Source organism: Tabrizicola soli (assembly GCF_015999335.1).
Classification (GTDB): Bacteria; Pseudomonadota; Alphaproteobacteria; order Rhodobacterales; family Rhodobacteraceae; genus Tabrizicola; species Tabrizicola soli.
Genome location: NZ_JAEACP010000027.1, coordinates 14296 through 36864, shown reverse-complemented (window position 1 = coordinate 36864; position 22569 = coordinate 14296). Strand labels below are relative to the sequence as shown.

The following is a 22569-nucleotide window of genomic DNA, read 5'->3' as shown; positions in this document are numbered from 1 at the left end:
CTCTCACCCATCCCGTTCTGGGAACAGCCCCGGCATCCACCGCCCGGCATACTTGGCAGGGAAGGCCAGTCTCAGCGGCGCACGAATCGATGCTGACGAAAGCGCGCCCGCTTCGAGGAGCGCAGATGTCACCCGCCGCGCAGTGCGGTCGCTGGTGCCAAGGATGGTCTCGACCTCCCCACGCTCGATCTGCCCCTGATAGAGCACAGCCTTCAGCACAGTATCCGCTTTTGGTGGCAGCGCTCCAGCACGCATCTCTTCTTCTGCCCAAATCAGTATGCGGTCGCGCAGCCGGTCCGGTCGCATCAGGCTTTCCATGAACTCTATCTGGTCAACGCAGATGCGCAGGAAGAACTGCGCGAAGGAGGCAAGGGCGGCCTCGCTGAGCGTGCCCCGTCCGTCACGATCGCCACGGCGGGGGCCGTCACACGCCGCGAGGTGCTCCTTGTAGGCTGCCTCCTGCCGCGCAAGCCCGCGCGCAACGGACCACAGTCCCCGCGTATCGAGGGTTTTGCGCAGCATTGCGTAGGACATCAGGCGGGCAACGCGACCATTCCCATCAAGGAATGGGTGCACCCAGAGAAGCCTGTGATGAGCACAAGCCGCGGCAAGGATCGGTTCGATCCTGCCGGGAAGGCTGTAGGCTTTGTGCATCCGCTCCAGAAAGCGGGGAACAGCACCAGGGCTGATGGCGACATGGCGCCCGACTTCAACGTATCGGGTGCGCAGTTCGCCGGGTACTACCGGGATCTTTTCACCTGTCTTTGGGCTTTCGACGAAGAGAAGCTCGGGCGGCAAAAGCTCACAAAACCGGCTATGTAGTTCGATAACCGACGCGGGCGCTGTTGGTGGTTCGGCCATGCCATCTTCGTCGATCCATTTCTGAACAGCGATGTGCGCCTTGGCTTCTAGCTGAAGGTTTCGCTTTTTCGGATCGGCGCTGTAGTCGTTCCGCATCGCACGTTCGATGTCGACGGGATGGGTGTCATGCCCTTCGATGAGGTTGCTATAGTAACAGTTCATCGACCGCACGAGATTGGCAAGCGCCTCGGCCATTGAAACAGGCAAGCTGCTGCGGAAGCCGGCGGACTTCTCCGCCAACTCAAGCACGAGATCATTCAAGCCTGCGCGGGCGGGAGAGCCCTCCGAGACCATGAGTGGCTCGAACAGGCCTACCGTCTCTCCATCGTCGCGAACCATCGAATGACCTTCTCCTTGGCCGCTTCACTGGCCGTGCGAACTTCCATCGAGAATGATGTTTATCATAGTATTGCGTGACAAGATACGGAGAACACGCCCGGTAACTTGGCCGGATTACTGGCCGCTTGCGCATGGGCCGTGGGTGCAACTGCCCAATCGGTACGTCGAAGCGAAATCAGGCTTTGGGCGGGCATCTGCGCCACCTTCTGCGGATAACATCGCAGCCGACGCGCTGAAATTACCTTGCTATCGTTCATGTTGTTTTGTATCGCCGCACCATTATAGTGGGAGTCAGCGTCATGAAGCACAGCGTCCGGACCGCGGCGGCGACCGCGGCCATCACCGTATCTAGCCTTGTCGGGTCGGTCGAGCCGGCGCAGGCCTATCAGGTCGACTGCGCCATCTTGCTTTGCCTGGCAGGTGGCTGGCCGGCATCCGCACCCTGTGCCCATGCACGCGCAGTCTTCATCCGTCGGATCACGCCTTGGCCGATCGAACCTCCCTTGCAGATCTGGCGTTGCCCGATGGGGGCGTCGTTCAACGCCCCTGCCCCGCTCTCGCCGATGGAACGGCTTTACGACATCGCCTTCCAGGAGGCGCCTCAGGCCAGCGTACCGCAAGCTCCCCTACCCCTGATCCAAGTCCAGTCAGACGAGCAAGCTGACATCGACATCTCGGGTGATGCCTTCGATTTCGTCCGAAGCATCCGCGTGTTTCACATCCAGTTCAGCCAGCGCCGGAACCGAGACGGCGACTGCATCACCTCGGACTCCACGCGCCTCGGCTCCTACGGGGTCCAGGGCGACTATCACTGGACCCGGTCCAGCGTCGCCCAGGTGCCGCCCGCCTCCGATCTGCCCAACACCGGACACTGCAACTGGGTGAGTTACCGCTCGGTCTTCGTCGACTGGCGCGATCATGAAGGCAACTACGGCTTCGAAGAGGTCCGCTACTGAACCCGGCCGGGCCTACATCGGGCAGGCCCGCCACTAACACACCTTGCACCGGAGACCGTGCACCGAACCCGAAAAGGGAAACGACGCCAGACCGTAAAGCCTGACGCCGCGCTAGAAGAACCCGTGAACAAGGATCTTCTAGCGCACCGTCCGAACCTCTGCAACCAGCAAAGTTGTTTTGCTGGCAAGAATGTTGTTTGCTTTCGGCATGGGGTCGTCTCTCATAGGAGACATCGACCATGGAACCCACGACCGGCCTGATCCTGCGACGGATCACCCAGACAGACTTATCCGTTTCCGCCCACAAGCTAGCAACCATCATCCTCGATGCCATCGCGTGGAAGGAGGGCTACAACGGGCTGCCGCGAGGCACGGCCGCCTTCACCCTCGCTGATCTCGCGTCCAAGATGGGCATCTCACGCCAATACCTGACCGAGCTGCTGGCTGAACTCGAGGCGTCCGAGCTGGAGTTGAGACGAGAGAAGCCAAACGGCAAGTTTGCCCCCTGGCTTTTCCGCTTCACGGCCTTTGATGCCGTGGATGAAAATCAGGATGTTGAGTCAGGCACAGGCGACACATCACTATCTAGAGGAGAAGATAACAAAACTGTATTCTCAGGGCAGATCACCATTAGCGGTGGATCGAACGTCTTCCAGACCTGCTGGGCCGAGCTAATCAAGGCGGCAAAGAAGGCCCTGCCCTGCTGGAACATCGACACGCAGGTGATCTGGGACCGCTTCCTAGCCTTCAACCGGGCGCGCGGGAACGACAGTGTTCCGGCCGGCTTCCTCCTCGGCTTCATGCGCCGTTGGCGCACCTCAGCCGGTACGGTGAGCCGACCGGAGGCAGCGTCTACGCCGGCGAAGCGAGCGCCTGATCCGCGTGAGCGGGAGTTGCACGACCAAATCAAGGCTGCACCCAGTGGCAACCGGCAGTTTCACGCTTCAGACCTGTGTCGGCTCATCGGGCAGGCCGCCTACGACGCGCGCGTCCTCGATGTCATCCGGCAGTTCGGGTGCCCGAGGTTTACGGCGACGCTCGCCGTTCATGGCCGTGCTGTGATGGCAGGCGAGATCGCGCGATGATGACGGGACGACTATGGTTGGCCATCCGCGAGAACATCAAGTCGGCGACGCAAGAAAACCCTGTCTCCGGCTTCAAATGGCGATTGAGAGACCGGAGTTAATGATCACCACACAATGGAACAATCTAGTTCAGGAGGTGTCGCGTTACCCTTGAATTCAAGTTGCCAATTGAACCTGGCCAAGAGCTCAAAAAAACTTAGAAGTTCTCCCAATAGTCGGGATCGTCCCTGTCAGCAAAGCTGAGCGCCTTCATAAGCCGCAACATGGCTGATACATAGCCTGGAATGGTGGGCTCGCCCTCAGCATTCATGAAATGTGCTTCTACCATTTCCATTGCCTCGGGTCCAAGTTCTGGGTGAATATCGAGAAAGATGCAGCCTGGCCCGCCTTCAATCCAGACGGTATTCTCGTCAAATCCCGCACAAAGGCTCCAACCGATCTGCCTCGCATCCAGCCAGTCCGTGATTTCAGAAACATCCGTGTAGATGTCCCTGAAGCCACCGGCCTCGTCGACGAGCGCAAGATAATACACGTCCCGACCGAGGCGCCGGGCAATCCCGTCGATGGTTTCAAGTGCTTCGGCCATTTGGCTCTCCCTCAATGTCGCGTTACATATTGCTGGCGAGGGTAGCGTTGCGACCGCTCACACTTCTCCTGCATTCAGTAGGTATTGAACAGGTCTGGTCGGCTTTCGATAAGTTCTGCCATATGGTCGAAGCGGTGGGATCCACCCTCAAAGGCGACAAAGGGCAGCCGTCCCTTGATAAAATCAAGCGTTGCCTGCGCGTCCAGAATTTCATCACCCATATCGAGAACTACGGTGCCCCGTCCGTCCAAGGGAAAGGTGAGCGCGTCATAAGCCATGACGCAATCTTCCATCAGTTCATATGGGTCTCCGATGTGGTTGACCCCACGACCAACGTAAGCTTGCAGAGTGGTGCTCGGTGCGATTGCGGGGTTGATCGCAATGAACGGACGGTCAAACTCAGCGCCCAGCCAAGCGGCAAAGAAGCCGCCAAGGCTTGTTCCGACGACAAGCGATTCAGGATGACGCTTCAACAGTGCTGCAAACGTCTCGAAGACCAGCTGTGGATGGAGGGTGTAGTCGACGGTAACGCCGTCAACCGGGCCCATCCTGGAAAGGGCACGGATCTTGGCCTTGCCGGGGTCGAAGTGCGAACCCCAACCGTGGCAATAGAAAATGTTGACGCCCTCACTTTTACCCATAGACCTTGACTGACCGAACATTCCTGCGCTCCTGTTTGCTGGACCTATCGTCTCAGAGGTATGCGTCAGATTCGGACAGATTGGCGATCGCTTGCCGGCACAATGGCTTGCGTGGAATCCCGACCTCGGGGTATCGGCCGTGAACTCCTCTTGCGTGAGAATGATGTGATGCAACCAGAATACTTCGAACTGCCAGAGGCCACGGATCCCACCTGCAGTTTCAGGGTCTCCGTGACGCTGCAAGGCGGCGCCATGATAAGCAAGCGGGACATTTGCCTGCCAAGCTTTCTCAAGCTGATGAGCGGTCAGCAGTATGAGATGACCTTTGACGAGCATCCCTATGAAATTACACGATTCGACGTCGATATCTCTAAACGCTCGGTCAAAATCTATGCCAGGCCAATTCATTAATTTTTGAGCCCCACATATCAGCAATTCACCGAGTTATCTTGCCGTTTATCATTCGGCTTCCGCATAGACCTTCATGTCGCTGACACCCCTGCGTGGTGTGCGATTCTTTCCAGCTTGCACACAGGTTAAGTATGATCCGCCACTTGGTATTACGAGCTCCGAGGGGTCATTGCAGTCGGCGTATCGAGTGCCTTGGCTCAGAGCAGCAAACCTCTGTCCATTTCTGACGTGCGATTGAGGCATCTTTGTCTAAACGATGGAGATGGACAATGACCCACGAACAACACCTCGCCCTTGACCTGATCGCCCGGCTGGCCGACCGTTTCGGCCCGGCAAGCCGCATCGCCAAGGAATTGCCCAGCTGGCTGGAATACCTGACCGAAGTGAACTGCCCCGAGCGGCCCCGTACCCGGCCAGGCATCCAGTGGTGGAACAAGGTACGCACCATCGCTCGCGACCTCGTGCCGAGCGCAGGGGGCGGCGAGGGCGAGATCGTGCAGCGCAACGCCTCCCTCTTTGGCGATCACTTCGGGTTGTCCCCGGTCGAGACATCCATGCTGACCTTCGTTGCCCTCTACAAGCTGTTCGACGGCTTCGAACATGTCGTCGATGGGGCGTTGGAAACCAGGGAAGTCACCGTCCCGCTGCTTTTGTCGTGGTTCTGCGCGGCTCCTGAGTCTGAAATCCGGGCCGCGATGCGCGCCTCGGGCCGACTGACGGGATCGGGGCTGGTACAGCGCAGCCGCGGCGGGCGCCACAACCGGATGCAGTTCGATTTGTCGGACCGCTTGATCCTCGCGCTGCTTGCCGACGTGCACAGCATCTCTGACCTGATCGCGCTGATGTTTCCGCCTGCGGCAGCGCCTCAGGCGGAATGGCAGGATTTCGAAGGACTGGGACGAGATGCGGACCTGATGCGTGACCTGCTGTCCCGCGCACTCGCCGAGCGCGAACCGGGCGTGCACATTCTGCTCTACGGCCCTCCCGGCACAGGCAAGACCGAATTCGCCAAGGTGCTGGCGCGCGAGGTTGGCGCGGACCTGCGCGCGGTGGGGGAAACCGATGATGACGGCGGGGAACCGTCACGTCGGGAACGGCTGGCTGAACTGTCGATGGCGTCCCGCATGCTGGGTCAACGATCGGACACCGTGCTTCTGTTCGACGAGATGGAAGACCTATTTGGGGCGGGGGGCTTCCCCTTCATCCGCGAGGCGCCGTCGAAGGTTCATTTCAACCGAGTCCTTGAGACAAACCCGATCCCGGTGATCTGGACCACGAATTCAGTCACTGCCTGTGATCCCGCCTTCCTGCGGCGGATCAGCTATTCGGCGCTGATGCGCCCACCCTCGGGCCGGGTCCGGACGCGGATCTGGCAGCGACTCGAGGACCGGCATGGCGTCGGCATCCCCGATACCGCCCTTCCGCAGATGGCGGAACGACATGATCAGGCGCCAGCCCTGGTGTCTGACGCGATGCGGGTGGCCCGGCTATGCAATGGAGGGGATGCGGTAGTCTCGCAGGTGCTGGATGCGGCCGCTCGTTTGGCAAAGGGCGGGGCGGACAGTGCGCCGCGTCACCATGCCGAGGTGCCCTGGCAACCGGACCTGGCGCGCGCCGATGCGGATCTGGGCCGGATCGAGGCGCGGCTGGCGGCCCCGGGCGCGCCTCGGCGGATCAGTTTCTGTCTGGAAGGTCCGGCAGGGACAGGCAAAAGCGCGTGGGCGCGGCATCTGGCCCGCGTGATAGGGATGCCCGTGATCGAAAAGCGCACGTCGGACCTGATCTCGAAGTGGCTTGGCGAGAGCGAGCAGAACATCGCGCGGGCCTTTTCCGAGGCGCGCGCCGAGGGTGCCATGCTCATCTTCGACGAGGCGGACAGCTTGCTGGCCGACCGCCGCGGCGCTGAGCGCAGCTGGGAAGTGAGCCAGGTCAACGAAATGCTGACCTGGATGGAAAGCCACCCGCTGCCCTTCGTCTGCACAACCAACTTCGTCGAAAAGCTGGACCCCGCGACACATCGCCGGTTCACCTTCCGCATCCGGTTCGACTTTCTTTCAGTCGATCAACTTCCACTGGCCTGGGCTGCACATTTTCCGTGTTCGCCTCCGGCCGAGTTGCGGGCGCTCGATCGACTCGCTCCCGGGGATTTCGCAAACGTCGCCCGCAGGATGCGAGCACTGGGCAATTCGGACCCACAGGCTATCCTGTGCGAGCTGACCCGTGAAGATGCGGCTAAGATGGGGGCGGCGCGGCCGATCGGCTTTGGCCGTTGACGCCATAGTCTCACACCGCAAAGGTGGCTCTGCCTTGCCAGGAGGACCGATGCGCTACGCCCGCCAAGAAGATCTGCAAAAGCTGGCACTTACCATGCAAGGTTCAGCTGAAGGGGTTTCCCTCAGCGATATCGAACGGGAATTCAGCGTATCGCGCCGCACGGCAGAACGTATGCGTGATGCCGTGCGCAACGCATACCCCCAGATAGAGGAGATATCAGGAGAGAGCGGACGAAAATACTGGCGTTTTCCGCCCGGCTCATTGGGCCGCATGGTCGAGCCGACGCTCGATGAGCTGACCGCGGGGCACCGCGCAGCCGCGATCGCACGGCGCGAGGGGGATGAGGTGACGGCAGACACGCTGGAGCGCCTGCTGACAAAGGTACAGGCCATGTTCCGCGAGGATCGCCGCCGGAAGATCGCCGCTGACCTTGAAGCGCAACTGATGGCCGATGGAGTTGCCTTTCGACCTGGACCGCGTGAAAGAATCCCCTCTGAGATTCTCTCTGCACTTCGGGAGGCAATTCTTGCAGGGGTCATGATCTCGGCCGACCACCGCGCTCGTGGCAGCGCAAAACTCTCCCGAAATACCCGGCTCGGCCCGGTTGCGGTGCTATTTGGTCAGGGGCGCCAATATCTATTGGCCTGGAGTGAATACCAGGACGATCTGCGTCTGTTTGCACTGGCTGGTTTCGAACGGATTTCTTTGGAGCCTGATGTCTATGAGCGCCCCAAAGAGTTCGATCTGCAGGAGTGGTTGTCAGAAAGCTTCGGCGTCTGGCGCGAAGAACCGCAGGACGTGGTCTGGCGCTTTCTGCCTGAGGTCGCCGATGAAGCTACTGGATATGTGTTCCATCCGAAACAGAAGACCGAGCGTCTGGAAGACGGATCGCTGATGGTCCGTTTCCGCGCTGGAGGCCGTCAGGAAATGGAATGGTATTTGGTGAGGTGGGGCGATCATGTTGAGGCGCAGTTCTTGGCAGCTTCTGATGACCCAGTTTCTGATACGACCGAAAGTGACGCACCCCAAGAGTAACTTCAGCTCGAATCGACAAAGAAAGTACAGCGCTTGCTTCGTGACAGCACATCCCACCCCCTTCGCATCGACAGCCTGCCTATTGGGAACGGTCATCTCGGTCTGACCCTTTGCCCAGGCAAGAAAGGAGACAGTGTCTTTGGCGCCGGATGGGACCGCGATCTGGATGTTGATCTGGACGTGATCAAGGCCTGGGGGGCGAAAGCTGTCCTGACCTTGATCGAGGATCCCGAGTTCGATCTGCTGTCTGTCACGGGTCTTGGCGATGCGGCAAGGGCACGCGGCATGGACTGGCATCACGTCCCGATTCCCGATCTGGGTGTGCCAGCGCCAAAGGCCATGGCGCGCTGGCGCGAGTTGTCGCCCTGTCTTCATCGCATCCTGGAAAATGGCGGCCGGGTGCTGGTCCATTGCCGGGGCGGGCTGGGACGTGCGGGAACGATTGCCGCCCTTCTGCTGGTTGAGCGCGGGCGTTCAGCGAGCGAGGCCATGACCCGCGTCCGCGCGGCACGGCCCGGGGCCATCGAGACGCAGGTTCAGGAACGCCTTGTGACCGATTACGCCCGACATGACGGGCTGCCGCTGATCCGACTCCATGCGAGTCTTCTGGCTGGGGCCATCGGGGACAGTCTGGGAGCCGAGATCGAGTTCCTCTCGCTCGCTGAAATCCGCCGTCGTTTCCCGGACGGCATTTCGGAGCTGCCCCGGCACATGGGGCTGCACGGCGCCATCACAGACGACACCCAGATGACGCTGTTCACGGTCGAGGGGATCCTGCGCGCGTGGGTTCGCGGCGCTCTGAAGGGTATCTGCCACCCGCCGTCCGTGATCCATCACGCGCTGTTGCGCTGGTACAGAACTCAAGGTGGCAATCCGAAGGTTCAGACCGACGATGTGGGGCTTATCAACGACCCCCGCCTTCGGGTCTGCCGCGCGCCTGGCAATACCTGCCTATCTTCCCTCGCGGCGAGCGCCAATCTTGGGGACCTCGCCCGCAACAACAGCAAAGGTTGCGGGACCATCATGCGGGTGGCCCCCATCGGCTTGATGTTCCCGCGCGACCAGGTGCGCGCGATGGCCATCGAGACATCCGCCCTGACGCATGGCCACCAGACTGGCCAGTTTGCGGCGGCAGCTTGGGCGGAAATGCTTGCCGACGTCGCAGGTGGTGCTGATCTGGAGAAGGCTGCAGCCCAGACGGCAGAGACCTATGCGCGACTGACGGGGGGCGAAGAGACTGCACAGGCAATTCAAGCTGCGCTGCGCGCGCCTCGGGACGGTGCTGGGGAAACAGTCGAATCCTTGGGTGGTGGCTGGACCGCCGAAGAGGCCCTGTCGATCGCGCTCTATGCCTGCCTTGCGGGAAACTCCTTCGAAGAGGCCCTCCTGATTGCAGCCACCCATGGTGGGGACAGCGATTCAACGGCGGCGATTGCCGGCAATATGCTGGGTCTGCTTGATCCTGCGGCTGTGCTTCGACACCGGTGGGCGGAAATCGTCGAAGGTTCGGACATCATCTCGCAACTGGTTCGGGATTACAGGCAGCTTTCATCCGATATCAATGCCGCAGAGGAACTCTTCGAAGTCTATCCGGGAGGGTAATCATAAGGTCAAACATCCGGAAGCGAGCTTGTTGAACGCGCAGAAGAGAGCGGGAATAGTCGTATAAACCATTGAGTCACAATGGCATCCCGTTACAATATACAACTTATGCAGCGAGATCGAAACTCATGTTCTACCCTTTTCTCGTCGTCGATCCTCGCTCGGGCCTGCAGTACCGGCTGACCGATACCGGCCTTGCTGAGCTTTCCCTTGCACCCAAAGCACCGGAATGGGCGCCGGGGCGGGCGATTCTGGAGAACCCTGATCCGGTCTGGCGGGATAGCCTTGCCAATGCGCCGATCGAGACGATCTCGGCCGTCAGTGCGGCGCTGGAGGGTCTGGTGTTGGCCACGGCCGATCTGCGCGCCCCGGCGACCGGGCCGATGGAGGACAGTCGCGCTCGGCGGCATCTGGACGCGCTTGTCGAACTCTGGCGAAAACTGGGTGACGCCTTACCCGAAGGGCTGGCCCCGGTGCGCCATGTGCTGGAGCTGCCGCATGGGCGGTTTCTTGACCCGCTGCCGGTGGTTCAGGGATCGCTCGATCCGCATGCGCCAGCCGCAATGAAGGCCCTTTACGCACGGCTTCAGCAGGAATTCGGGGCTGTAGAGGCCCCCGCCAAGGGGCGCGCGGCGCGTGAAGGGTCGAGGCTGCACGCCCTGCAGGGCGGGGTGGCCGAGGCAGCAATCGAGGCCGGGCCAAAGGATGACAGCCTCGCCTTCTATGGTCTGCGCGATTTGGCGGCCTGCGCTGATTTTGCCGCCGCCCGTGCGCGGGCCCTGATCGAAAGCGGTATTTCGGCGCGCGAGATTGCTGTGCTGGCCTCGGGTGACCCACGCCAGATTGCCCGCGCCTTCGCCGAGCAGGGCGTGCCGATTTCCGGGCTTCCCTCCAGCCTGCCCGAGCGCGACATCATTGGTGAGACAGCCCTTCAGCTGGCACTGGCCAAGCGAACACCCACACCTGCGATGGTCCTGGCCAGCCTCGCCTTGTCACCGTTGATGCCCTGGTCCGCACAGACCGGGCGCGACCTCGCGGAAAACCTGATCGGCGGTGACTTTCGCGGCGATGTCCTGTCGCCCACCCCTGCGCACAAGGACCTCTGGACGGACATTCGCGCCTCGGCTGGCAGCCTTGCGCAACTGCGTTTCCTGATCGACCGTATCTGCGAGCGCATTGCGAACGGGAACGAGGTCCGCGCCCGTCTTTCGATCCCGCCCGGCGAGGGTAGCCCGGACTGGGAAGCGATCCTGCGCGGTATCCAGATTGCTCCCCCGTTAGTTGCCGATCCAGAGCGCAACCTTGAAGGTGTCAGCCTGTGGTCTGCACAGGAAAGCCCGTGGCGGCCCTGCCGGCACCTGATCGTGACGGATTTCACCGATGGTCTGTATCCGACGCGTCCGCGCGCCAATCCGATGTTTCTGGACAGCGAAATCATCACGGTCCGAGCCACGACAGGGCTGCACCTTCGCGGCCGGGCTGAGGGTTTGGCGCAAGGCCTGTCTCTTTTCGATCAACAGCTTCAGGCGGTTACCGACACCGGGACCTTTCTGATCCCGTGGCGCGATCTGGCCGGGGCACGGCAGCAACCCTCCGCCGGGCTTTCCCTGGTCGCGCGGGCGATATCGGGTGTCGAGGATGCGCAGGATCTGATCCTGGACCTGTCGCGATTGCCGCCCGGCGATTGGCCTGTGGCGCACCACCGCCTTCCGCCCCTACCGGAACCGGACGATCTGCCCGAGGCCCTGTCTTTCCCCGGCATCGACCTGCTGGCCCTGCGGCGCAAGGATGATGGAACCACCAAACCTCAGTCGCCCTCTCGGTTGGAAACGCTCCTCGTCAGCCCGCTGGCCTGGCTTCTGGAGGAGGTTGGCGCAGGCGACATGTCCTGGTCCGCAGAGGAACTTGATGTCATGGCCAAGGGCAACATTGCCCATGACGTGTTTGAACATGTATTCCTCAAGGACCAGCCTGTGCCAGAACCTCCGGCACTGACCGCGGCGGTTGCCGAAGCCTATGATCGCGCGCTCACCCGCCACGCGGGGTTTCTGCGCAGCGCATCGTGGGAAATGGAGCGCAGCGGCCTCGAACGCGAGATTCTTCAGGCAGCGCTGCGCTGGCGCGAACATCTGCTGGCGCTTGGCGCAAAGATCATCGGCAACGAGATCTGGCTGGCCGGTGAGGCGCATGGCATCAATCTTCACGGCAAGGCCGATGCGATCCTTGAATTGCCTGACGGTGTGCTGCTTGTCGTCGATCACAAGAAAAGTGGCACATCGGGCCGCCGCAGGCGCATGGAGGCTGGGTGGGATCTGCAGGCAGGGCTTTATCGTGACATGCTCGCCCGTCCCATTCGGCGCGAGGGCGATGGGATGGACCCTCTGATCGGCCGCAAGGTGGGGATTGCCTATCACCTGATGAATGACGGCGGGCTCTTGACGTCCGGCCTTGTGCCTGCAGACGGATCGCCCGCCCGCGACATGGGCGATGCCGTCAATGATGCGGCTGTTGCCATGCTTGCTGAACGGCTGGCCCAGCTTGGCGCCGGACGGGTGGTGCTGAACACCTCTGCCGACGAGGGGTTTTTCAAGAAGGAGGCGGGGTTCACACCTTATGCGCTGACGGATGGCTCGACCCTGGTTACCGCGTTCATTCGCCAGATCGAGGAGGCATGACCATGAACGCAGCAGACTTGGACCGAGGATTGGTCATCGTGCCCGCCGGCGCGGGCGCAGGGAAAACCCATCGAATCAAGACCCAGCTTTCCGACTGGGTGAAGCGCAAGATCGTAAGGCCCGAACGGATCCTTGCCGTGACCTTTACCGAAGCCGCCGCGGGCGAATTGCGCGAACGTATCCGGGCGGGTCTTCTGGCGGACGGGCTGGTGGCCGAGGCCATGGCCGTTGAGCGCGCCTATGTCTCCACCATACATGGTTTGGGACTGCGGCTGTTGACGGAACATGCGCTGGCGGCGGGTGCCTCGCTGCAACCGCGCCATCTTGGCGATGCCGAGCGGGACCTGCTGATCCGGCAGGCGCTGGCGCATGCCAAGGCGCTTGACCCGATCAAGGCCGAACCTGAGCGGTTCGGGTATCAACCGAACTGGCAAAAGGGCGAAACCGTCGAGGATTCCCTGCGCGGCCGCGTTCTGTCGGTGATCGACCTGTTGCGGGGGCTGGGTGACAAAGGCCGTGATCCAGGCCTGATCGCACCCGCGTTGACGCGGCTCGATACGATCTATGGCGAGGTGCTCGCGGACCCCGCCGCCGCCCGGGATGCCTTGGGAAAAGCGGTCTCAACCATGCTTGCCGCCTTTCCCGAAGGCGGCATGGCGGGCATCACCGCCAAGGGCCCGCGCGAGACGCTGGAAAAGAACCTTGCCCTCTTTCGTCGCGTTGACCGCGATCCAACCCTGCTGGACCGGGATTGGAGCCTCTGGCAGTCCCTGCGCAGCCTCTTCACCTCGAACCGGAGTTCAAAAACACCCGACGGCTATGATGACCTTGCCCTTGAGATCATGCAGGCTGCGGAAGCGCTGCCGTCTCACCCCGGTCCATTGGTCGATGCCAAGCTGCACTTTCGCTGCCTAATCGCCTGTGCCCAGGAAGTGATGGAAGCTTACGAGACGCGCAAGAAAGCCCTGGGGCTGATTGACTATGCCGACATGATTGCGGGCGCAGAACGGCTGTTGCGCACCGATCCAACCGTGCGCCAAGCTGTGCTGAATGAGATCGACTGCGTCATCATCGACGAATTCCAGGACACCAATCCGGTGCAGTTCGCCCTGCTGTGGCAGTTGGGTGCTCGCGCGCCTCGGACGCTTCTCGTGGGCGATGTAAAGCAGTCGATCATGGGGTTTCAGGGTGCTGATCCCCGCCTGTCGCAAGCGCTGGCAGCGGCCAACCCCAAGGCGACGCAACCCCTGGATCGCAATTGGCGGTCAACGCCGGCGGTGATGGACTTCGTCAATGCCATGGGCGCCGGGCTGTTTGGCGCGGACTATAATCCGCTGGCCCCGACCCGCGATCCGGTGCCTGGTCCGGCGCTGGAAGTGCTGAACATCGTCAAGGGGCGCGGGGTGAAGAACTCCTCGAAGCCTCAGGAGCACATCGCCGAGCGCATCGCCTGCATCCTAAACGCAGGCGAACCAATCACCGACCGGCACACCAAGGCCACAAGGGCCGTCCGCCCCTCTGATATCGCGCTGCTGGTTTGCCGGCACACGACAGCCGCCCGCTATGCCGAGGAATTGCGCGCGCGCGGCGTTCCTGTCCGCATCGCCGAAGATGGCTGGGCGACGAGTCCGGTTGTTCAAGCGGCGCGTGCGGCGCTCAGTTATGCCGCGAACCCTGCCGATTCCAATTCCGCGTTGGTCTTGCGCACCCTCGGCCCGGATCCGATCAGCCTCCAAGCCGCGATGAGCGCGCAGATTCAGGGGAGTCTGGCGGATGACTCGGTCCTCATGCGGCTGGCGGCCCTGTCTGACCGCCTTGCGCGCGTGCCGATTTCCAAGGCAGTGGACCTTGTGATCGATGCCTCCGGACTGCGGCTTTGGGCTGACCGTCAGCCAGATGCGGCTCAGGCCCGCGCAGACCTTCTGCGGTTTGAAGCGGAAGCGATCGACTTCGAATCCGCGCATCGCGACCTCAAGGCCGCCGCTGGGTTCCATGGCGAGAGCGCCAAGGTTTTCCTGGGCTGGCTCGATGCCCGCGCGGCTGAGCGCGAGTTCGACCGCCGCCCCGACCCTGCTGCCAACAGTGCCGAAGCGGTAGAGATCGTTACCTGGCACGCCTGCAAGGGTCGTGAGTGGCCGATCACGGTGGTGGCGGAGTTTGATCACGGGATCGAAGAATGGCCCGGCAGCACCGCGACCCAGTTCACTGCACTGGACAAGATCGACAATATGGAAGCCGTTCTGGCCTCGGCCGCGCTGATCCATACCCCAGGGTTTGCTGCGCCCGAACCCGAGCGGCGGTTCATCGAGGATCGGCGCGCAGATTTCGAGGCCAATGCGAAGAACCTGCTGTATGTCGCCCTGACACGGGCGCGCGACCGGCTGGTGCTGGAGTGGCCGGGTCTCCTCAAGGAGCGGGACGAGGAAGCCCCGCAAGCCAAGTGCCTGTTCCATGTTTTCGCAGATGCCTGCGCGCCGCAGATCGGTGGTACTACGTTGCGCATCGGCGGGATCGAGTGCCCGGCCATCATCAGGCAATTGCCCGAACACGCAGGCTTCACCGAGTATTCGGCGACTGAGATCACCGATCTCCCACGGCTCGGCGGCGCGACGCCCTTAGCGGCTGTGACCTTGACACCCTGGCGGTTGCAACCATCGCAATCGACAACCGCGCTGCCCGATCCCAAAAGCCAAGGCATCGCCTTGGGCGCACCATGGCCCCACACGGTCAGCGACGCGGCGCGTGGGACCGCGATCCACCTTGCCCTGCGGACCTGCCTGACAAAGCCGGATCTGACATCGGCTCTGACGTCAGCAACCGGCTTGGACGATGCAACCATATCCCTCGTCGCCGCTCGCGCGTCGGCCTTGAAAGCCTGGCTTTTGGCCGATGGCTACACCGATCTGCTTTGCGAAATCCCTTTGCTTGGACACACGATCGAGGGCGCAGAAATCCCCGGCATGATCGACCTGCTGGCCGTCGGGCCGAAAGGATGCCTGCTGATCGACCACAAGACCGGCGGTGCAGGAGAGGGTTTCGGCATCTACTGGCCACAGCTTTCCGCCTATGCCGGCCTTGCGGCAAAACTGTTCCCGCAGCATGCCCTTCAAGGGGTGGCCGTGTTCTGGATAGACCATGGGCGTCTGGAACTGGCGCAGCTATCCATCGCCGAACAGAAAGTTATTCTTGAATGACAATATATTGGGGCATGCTGGCGCCTGAAAACGTCAAGACGTCTCGCAGAAGACTGACACTCGGGCTTGGCAAGACAGTCATGCTCTACAATGAAGCTGCGGTCCCAAGGCTTGGCGGGCTGTGGTTCATACGTCAAGCGGCGCTTGCGCTTCTCGGCATTAGTATCGCGGAAGAGTCCCCACATGCAGGAAGCAAGATAGAAGTCGCCAACGCCATAGAGGCTCTGGCCTGCTGGATCGGCTATCAGGAGAGAGACTGGAGCCGCGGAGACTGGAGACTGCGGGGGTCACGCAAGCTCAAGACACTGCAAGATCGAGGGATGGATTATACCTTTCGCCGGCTGAAGTCACAGGCGTCCTATGTAACACAACCCATGCGCATGGGTTGTGTCGAAGCGCTCCCCGGCCTCGGACTTGTTGATGCGAGCGGATCCAGATTCAACAGCTTTTCAGTCAACGTTCGCGGACAGCAGCTCATCGACGCCGTCTTTGGCGAAAGAGGCCAAGGGCGGCGGTACCTTCCCGATTACCTCCGCGACTGGGTGCTCGATAAGCCGGTAAACTTTACCGCCTCTCTTCGCCAAAAACTCAATCCAACGGCCGATGCGGGAGATGATGCCCGCAGGGCAATGCGTGAGGCGCTGGCGTTCCCCGGAGCAGGCGCCGAGCGTCGTCGGAACGCTCTGGTCTGGATGCGGAGAATCGATGAAGGGGACGATTTTGGCACGATCCCGCACACCGACTGGCGGAATCAACCCGCCGAGATCGACGACAACCACTGGAGGGATCTGCGAGCAGGAGCAGCGCTTCTTCAAACCCGCGACGCCGCTATCGGTGTGCTGGCAAATATCGAACAGGAACTTGTCGCCCATTCACGTCTTGACCTGACCCGAGCGCTTCCTGAAGGCGTGTCAGCCTCGGTGGAAGCGTGGCGCAAGGAAGCGCAGCGCTTTCTGGAACTTGATGGTCACGGGCCGAATGACGCGGCTGCAGCGGCACGCGAGTTTTGTACAGAAGCACTTCAATCCGACGTTCATGCGATCACTATGCTCGTGAACCGCGAGAACCACATGTTGCGGGTGACGGGCAGCGTTGTCGTCCCGACTGCTGCGTGGCGGACAGACGCCGCTCTTCGTGTAGACGACGCTACGCACGAGGGGTCCGATATCGAAACAGACCCCGAGGGCAGAGAGGACGGTGCGCCCATGCGCGCCGAGCGTGATGTCCTGCCCACTTCGATCTCTCCGCGCATAATTTACCTGCGACGCCTGTCACTAGACCTTGATGGACGGCTCGCCACGTTCATCGAAGCGCAGGGGCAGAACTGATGGCCGCTCCACATCTGCCCCTTTCCCTCGTGGAGCATGCTGCACCCCCAACTGACATGACCGGCCATGCAGGATGGATTTGCGGATTTTCTGCCGACGCAGATTTCATGGAGGCGTTCGTCGAGCGTTTCACCGGTCAGGGTCGATCGGCACGCGCTGAACTTGGTCGCACGTTCATCGGGCTCTGCCTGGATCGTTCGCAGGAACAGATCCCTCCAGGCGACGTGCCGGGTGTCTTGCATCTACCCGCCCGCAACGACGCCCCGCCCTATCGCCTCATGCATGCGAAAGTGGCGCTTTTGGCATTTCGCAACCCGACCGATGAAAGCAAATGGGCTCTGCGCTTGCTCGTTACCACGGGCAACTGGACCCGGCAGACCACGGAAGACAGCATCGACCTCGTCTGGCGGCTCGATCTGGCCGCGGGAGATGTTCTTGCGCGGGAATCCGATGACGCGCTTGAGCAACACCGGGCCGACATGGCCGCGGCGCGCGATTTCTGGCGTTGGTTGCGGCAGCAATACCAGTGCCGACTTTTGGAAGGGGGCGCTGGGGCGGGAAAGGCCCAGGAAATTCAAGGTGCGGCATTTGCAGAGTTGGAGCGCTGGACGAACCGGCTAAAACCCCGGCCAAATGCTACGCCACGCTTCATCGATACGAGGCAGCAAGCACTAATCGCCCAACTGGCGAGTCGAGTCAAAACACATGCCGGGTCGCAGCGCCGCAACAACCTCGTCCTTGGGTCTGGATTCTGGGAAGGCGGGCAGACGGCGGGCTTGCCACTTGTTCCCAGCACGATCTCCAAGGCACTGATTGATGCCTCTCTCCTGACACGATCCGCGAAGATCACGCTTGTTGTTGAGAGCGACAAATGCGCAGCACTGGCCGAGGAGCTTGTTTTCAATAGCATGCGCGAGGCGAAATGGTCGCTCCTACGTCCGCTGAAGGCTGATGGCGACATGAGGCGCCTGCACGCCAAATTCCTGTTCTCGGCAAACCGGCAAGCAGGTGGCAAAGGTTGTGCCTCCGCCTGGGTCTATCTGGGTTCGGGCAATCTCACGCCTGCCGGTTTTCTCACTGCGCCAAGCCGTGGCGGCAACCTAGAGGCCGGGGTCATAATGGTGGCAGACGGTTTGAGCTGGGAACCCGCCGGGACCAAGTCTCGCCTGACTCCTGTCGCGCACGTTCTACCGGTCGACTGGGACGCTCACATCACCGACCTTTCAGCCCTGACGGCAGGAGACGGCCCACCCGTCCGAGACACGCGCTTTATCGCCCCGCCTGTCTCCCATCTTGTCTGGAAGCCTGGCGAGATGGCTAATTTCCTTGCAGTGCCTCAAGACGAGGATGCGACAGGAATAGTGATACTGGGGCCGAGCAATCAAGCGCTTACACCGAACGGGTCCGGACATTTCCTATGGGATGGCGAGCAGCCGGCGCATGTAGGCGTGCGTCGCCTCGATCAGAACGACGGTGCATCGACCGTCCTGGTTCCCGTATTGGACCACTACGGACGGCTTGCTGCGCGGCCACTGGAGCCGATAGATCTGGAGCATGCAATCGAGCTTCTAGACAGCTTTCCTGCAGTGCCAGATGAAGGGAACACCGGAGACGACGAGGATCCGTCTGCGCTGCCAGACACCAGAAATCCGCCGGGCGCGGCTGGGCGAGCGTCACCGGACGAGCCTTATGCCATTCGCCGAACCATGAAACTGATCGAGGCCATTGCCGAACGCCAGACAATGGTGCCCAAGGCTGATTGGACGAGTTGGACACAGCGGCTGCAATGTGTGCTGATGCAATTAGGCACCCTGCCCGAACGTGGGAAGCTTGGCCAGAGGCGACACGACGTCAAAGGGCCGACGAAAGGCGCATTGGTCGAGGCTCTGCTTCCGCTAAAGATCAATCCGCTTTCCTGCCTACGGGAACCGCCGTTCCTACCGGACTACGTCAAGCGGGGCAGCACGGAGTTCTTGGCCCTTGACGAAGCGTTGAGTGCCGCTGAGGCCAACTGGGACGTGATCGAATTCTATCGGCTGGAAAGCAGGGTCTCTGATGTCGGCTAAGATGGGCAAGTTCGCGGGATGGGAATCTGTTTCCGCCAACATCAGCGGACCACAGGAATCGCCATTGTTTCCGCAAGGCTATCTCGATGCAGGTCAAATCGACGCGTTGAAAGCCTTGGCGGCATCCTTGAGAAATCACGGTGCCGTGCTCGCCGATGAGGTAGGGATGGGCAAGACGCGGATCGCCGTTGCTCTGGCGCTCGCTGTCAAGCGTAGCGGCGGCCGGGTTGCTTTGGTTGTTCCGCCGGTCGTCGCTCCGCAATGGCGCGACGAGATCACCAAGGCAGGCGAAAGTTCGAAAGATGTTTTGCGCAGTTTCGACGGCTTGATGCGTGAATATGAAACCGATGGCGCGGCAAGAATGGATGATGCCCTCGTGATCCTTTCCCACCGTTTTGGCGATATGCGTGCGCAAACTTCCGGAATACGGTGGCGTGCCGATCTCCTGAAGCTGATCGTTCGAAGGCTAGACAAGAAGATCAGAAACGGGTGCCAGCTCGCACATTGGCGAATGCCAGGCGTCGAACTAGCGGCAAAAGAGATTTTGAAGCGGGCAGAGAGATGTCAACATACGGAGACTTCTGTTGAAACGATCGTCCATGAATTCCGAGACATCGATAAACGCTCTGAGCTTGACGATTTTCAGTCTGACCGCTTTAAGAACCATTCGACCGAGCTCAAGTTGCTCGAGCGCACTCTCGGGCTTGCTCTTGGCCCTTTCGACCTTGTCATCATCGATGAGGCCCATAAGTCTCGTAGCGAACGGGGAAAGCTATCGGCGCTTCTCGATAGCATCCTTTTTCCGCGTGGCAAAACATGCCGCCGTCTGGGTCTAACGGCGACCCCGGTCGAGCTTGACGTGTTGCAGTGGGAAAGCACGCTAAAGCGCGTTTCCATGTCTGACAGCAAATGGATGTCGATCAAACCTGCCGTTTTGGAGTTTCGCGAAGCTGCCGAAGCAGTGCGCAGGAGGTGGCGCACAGACGAAGCAGCGCATCATCGTTACAAGGCCGCCGCGACAAATTTTCAAGAGAGTCTCGAGGCTTGGGTCGTACGCCGGGACAAGCGGCGTGATGAAACCATCATGCTGTTCGACAAGCATGCGCCCAACGGAATGAACTACCGACAAGAGCAGCCGATCGAAGTTCAGCCCGAGGATTTGTCGCCAGGTTGGCGGCGGATCGTCTTTGCCGCCGAGGCACTGTCCGTCATCGGCCAGGCGGCGGCTGATACAAAAGCGGCACGTGCACGGCTGACAATCAGCAATGGGCATGGGGTGGCTGGGATCATCGACAAACTGGCCAGTCAGCGGGCGGACAACAGGCACCCCGAAGATCATGAAGCCGAGCGCCTGCAAGCGAGAGAAGACTGTACCGAAGATGGTGTCGAAGCCAGTGCAGAACTTACCGCGGAGCAATATGGCGCACAAAAGCGAAAGCAACGCGCAGATTGGTGGAAGAACACGCTGACTGCGTCATTCACGGATGGCACTGAAAGTCTTTATGAGCATCCGGTCCTGTTGGCAGTTGTTAAAGAGATTGAAAACTACACGCTCACCGGCGAAAAAGTACTGGTATTCGGACGCTTCACACGGCCCATGCGCGTGCTGACCGATCTTCTCAATGCGCGAGCCCTGTTGCGGGCGGTGCGGGACGGAATGCCATGGCCACAGGAAAAGACGTCAGACTACGATCAAGGTGTATTGCGTGCAGCAGCTAAGCAACTCGAAGTCGAATACGACCGCAAGCGCGTCGATGACATCCTGACCGCTTCCTACAAAACCTTTGAAACGCAACGTCAGACGCTGCGAAACCACATCCTAGCCCTTATTGAGAGCGGGTCGACTGGCCAGCCAACACTGTTGCAGGCCATTGCGAGTGACAAGAATTCGTCTGAAATCGTCACACCACTGGCGCGGGCAGCCGAGCCCTTGCTACGGGAGGAGGCTTCGGGAACCAGAATATCACGCGAAGCGGTAGTGGAAGCGCTCACTCAGGTATTCGATGCCCTCCGCGAACGCGGCGACGGAAACGCGCAGGACGACGAACTAGACGGCATATCTGCAAAGGCGTTGTGGGCACAGCTTCGTGAGAGACTGATAGAAGAGTACAGTTCCCCTCGAGCCTCATTTGCCCGGATGCTTTACGGCCAGACACTGTCTTCCACGCGACGTCTGGTTCAGCTTGCATTCAATCGCTCTGAGAGCGAACCACATGTGCTTATCGCCCAATCCATGGTCGGACGCGAAGGACTCAATCTTCACGAAAGCTGCCGAGTTGTCATTCTACTCCATCTCGAATGGAACCCGGGAGTGGTAGAGCAGCAAATCGGCCGTGTCGACCGCAAGAACAGCTATTGGTCGCATCTCCTGAAGGAGGCGATAGATGCAGGTAGCCAGGACTTACCGCGAATAGAAATTCGGCCCGTGATCTTTCGGGGTACGTATGATGAGCATCATTGGTCAGTGCTGTCACGGCGCTGGGACGAACAACGGTCGCAGCTTCACGGACTTATTGCGTCCGGGGCAGATCGTGAAAATCTTAGCGAAGAGGAGAGCAGGCTTCTACAGTCGCTCGAAGAAAAAAGCCCTGACTTCTGGCCAAAGCCAACGGTGCAGAGCTAAGCTCTCGGTCACCGCTTATCACCGCCGAAGCCGCGCCGAAACGAAGATGCCTCTGGCGGAAACTCCTTCAGGGAGTTCCCCTCTGCCGCCAACCACATCGGCAAAGTCTGCCGCGGCCTTCAGTTCGCGACGCGCCACATCCGATACCGTCCCTGCCCAGTCATCTCTCGAACGAGACCCCGCGCTTCCATCCAAGCTAGGTTGCGCTGGACGGCCGCTCGGCTGGCACCAGTCAGGGCCTCGGCCATCGGAGCAGAGACAAGGGGCCATTCGGTCAGCACAGCACACAAGGCCGGAGGCGTGCGGCCCGATAGCGGGCTCATTGCGGCTTCCGCCCGCGCCGACCACGCCTCAATATCGTCTAGGTGCCGCATCGCGGTCAGACCTGCCGTCTCCATCCCGTCGAGCCACCGCGCGAAACGGTCATCGGGTGAGCCACCGGCGCGCAGCCCCCCTGCCCCGCCCATAGCCAGAGGGGAAAATACAGCACCCTTGCCCTCACTAGCCGCGATACGCGCTGCCGTGACCGCCGCCTCCATCCGGTCGCCGCGCTGACCAAGCCCGGCGAGGCTCCACAGATGAAAGCCCATGCAGGCGCGAGTGATCGGGTGAAGAACGGCGGCTTGCGCCATTAGGTCGAGCCAGCCTCCCGCGCGGTCCGCGAAGGGCTCGGCTTCATCTGCCATGGTCTCAGGATCGCGGCGGTCAAGGAAGGCAGACAGGTCCACCTCTGGGCCTGGCCCCCCTGTCAGACGACGTACCGCCCAACCGACACGCGCGAGTGCGGCGGCGTCGTCTTGCAAGCCGGAACTGCGCATGGAGATCCAGAGCGCCAGCCGATCCGGGCCGATGCGGTCACCCGCGAACCAGCTGAGGTCGGCGGCCTCGATGTC

Annotated in this window: 14 protein-coding genes and 1 pseudogene; 11 read left to right on the top strand and 4 right to left on the bottom strand. The window is 61.1% G+C overall.

The window, feature by feature from the left end; genetic code table 11:
* Positions 1–3: 3 nt before the first annotated feature.
* Positions 4–1200: a Fic family protein gene (locus tag I7S92_RS20455; RefSeq protein ID WP_197647369.1), complete on the bottom strand. Its 1197-nt coding sequence runs from the start codon at positions 1198–1200 to the stop codon at positions 4–6.
* A 299-nt stretch (positions 1201–1499) separates the two neighbouring features.
* On the opposite strand from I7S92_RS20455, the gene I7S92_RS20450 reads away from it, so the two are divergent.
* Both I7S92_RS20450 and I7S92_RS20445 read left to right on the top strand, forming a co-directional pair.
* Positions 1500–2156 carry a hypothetical protein gene (locus tag I7S92_RS20450; protein ID WP_197647368.1) on the top strand — a complete coding sequence of 219 codons (657 nt, stop codon included), beginning with the start codon at positions 1500–1502 and terminating at the stop codon, positions 2154–2156.
* A 239-nt stretch (positions 2157–2395) separates the two neighbouring features.
* On the top strand, positions 2396–3241 hold the full coding sequence (locus I7S92_RS20445; protein ID WP_197647367.1) for a hypothetical protein: 846 nt from the start codon (positions 2396–2398) through the stop codon (positions 3239–3241).
* 196 nt (positions 3242–3437) lie between these two features.
* Here the strand turns inward: I7S92_RS20445 and I7S92_RS20440 are convergent, their stop codons facing one another.
* Together I7S92_RS20440 and I7S92_RS20435 are read right to left on the bottom strand one after the other, a co-directional pair.
* The gene (locus tag I7S92_RS20440) at positions 3438–3827 is read right to left on the bottom strand and encodes a hypothetical protein (RefSeq protein WP_197647366.1); all 390 of its coding nucleotides are present in this window, start codon (positions 3825–3827) and stop codon (positions 3438–3440) included.
* 74 nt (positions 3828–3901) lie between these two features.
* Positions 3902–4489 carry a YqiA/YcfP family alpha/beta fold hydrolase gene (locus I7S92_RS20435; protein ID WP_197647365.1) on the bottom strand — a complete coding sequence of 196 codons (588 nt, stop codon included), beginning with the start codon at positions 4487–4489 and terminating at the stop codon, positions 3902–3904.
* A 147-nt stretch (positions 4490–4636) separates the two neighbouring features.
* Here I7S92_RS20435 and I7S92_RS20430 point away from each other — a divergent pair, with 147 nt between their 5' ends.
* The 9 genes from I7S92_RS20430 to I7S92_RS20390 all read left to right on the top strand — a co-directional run bounded on the left by I7S92_RS20430 (position 4637) and on the right by I7S92_RS20390 (position 21676).
* Positions 4637–4879, top strand: coding sequence for a hypothetical protein (locus I7S92_RS20430; protein WP_197647364.1), 243 nt, complete (start codon positions 4637–4639; stop codon positions 4877–4879).
* Between the two features lie 269 nt (positions 4880–5148).
* Positions 5149–7152, top strand: a complete 2004-nt coding sequence (locus I7S92_RS20425; protein WP_197647363.1) for an AAA family ATPase — start codon at positions 5149–5151, stop codon at positions 7150–7152.
* A gap of 49 nt (positions 7153–7201) precedes the next feature.
* Positions 7202–8188 (top strand): helix-turn-helix transcriptional regulator, encoded by a 987-nt coding sequence (locus I7S92_RS20420; RefSeq protein ID WP_197647362.1) that lies wholly within the window; start codon positions 7202–7204, stop codon positions 8186–8188.
* Between the two features lie 33 nt (positions 8189–8221).
* Complete coding sequence (locus I7S92_RS20415; RefSeq protein WP_197647361.1) at positions 8222–9790, top strand: ADP-ribosylglycohydrolase family protein; 1569 nt, start codon at positions 8222–8224, stop codon at positions 9788–9790.
* Positions 9791–9918: 128 nt separating this feature from the next.
* On the top strand, positions 9919–12465 hold the full coding sequence (locus I7S92_RS20410; protein WP_197647360.1) for a PD-(D/E)XK nuclease family protein: 2547 nt from the start codon (positions 9919–9921) through the stop codon (positions 12463–12465).
* Between the two features lie 2 nt (positions 12466–12467).
* Positions 12468–15659 carry a UvrD-helicase domain-containing protein gene (locus tag I7S92_RS20405; protein WP_242070314.1) on the top strand — a complete coding sequence of 1064 codons (3192 nt, stop codon included), beginning with the start codon at positions 12468–12470 and terminating at the stop codon, positions 15657–15659.
* A 14-nt stretch (positions 15660–15673) separates the two neighbouring features.
* Positions 15674–16987, top strand: a complete 1314-nt coding sequence (locus tag I7S92_RS20400) for a hypothetical protein (protein WP_197647358.1) — start codon at positions 15674–15676, stop codon at positions 16985–16987.
* 56 nt (positions 16988–17043) lie between these two features.
* Positions 17044–19053, top strand: coding sequence for a phospholipase D-like domain-containing protein (locus I7S92_RS20395; RefSeq protein ID WP_197647357.1), 2010 nt, complete (start codon positions 17044–17046; stop codon positions 19051–19053).
* A gap of 1 nt (position 19054) precedes the next feature.
* Entirely contained in the window at positions 19055–21676 is a 2622-nt protein-coding gene (locus I7S92_RS20390; RefSeq protein ID WP_197647356.1) for a helicase-related protein, read from the top strand.
* A gap of 119 nt (positions 21677–21795) precedes the next feature.
* On the opposite strand, the pseudogene I7S92_RS20385 reads toward I7S92_RS20390, so the two are convergent.
* Positions 21796–22566, bottom strand: a pseudogene (locus I7S92_RS20385) (helix-turn-helix domain-containing protein); the annotation flags it as partial.
* Between the last annotated feature and the right edge of the window lie 3 nt (positions 22567–22569).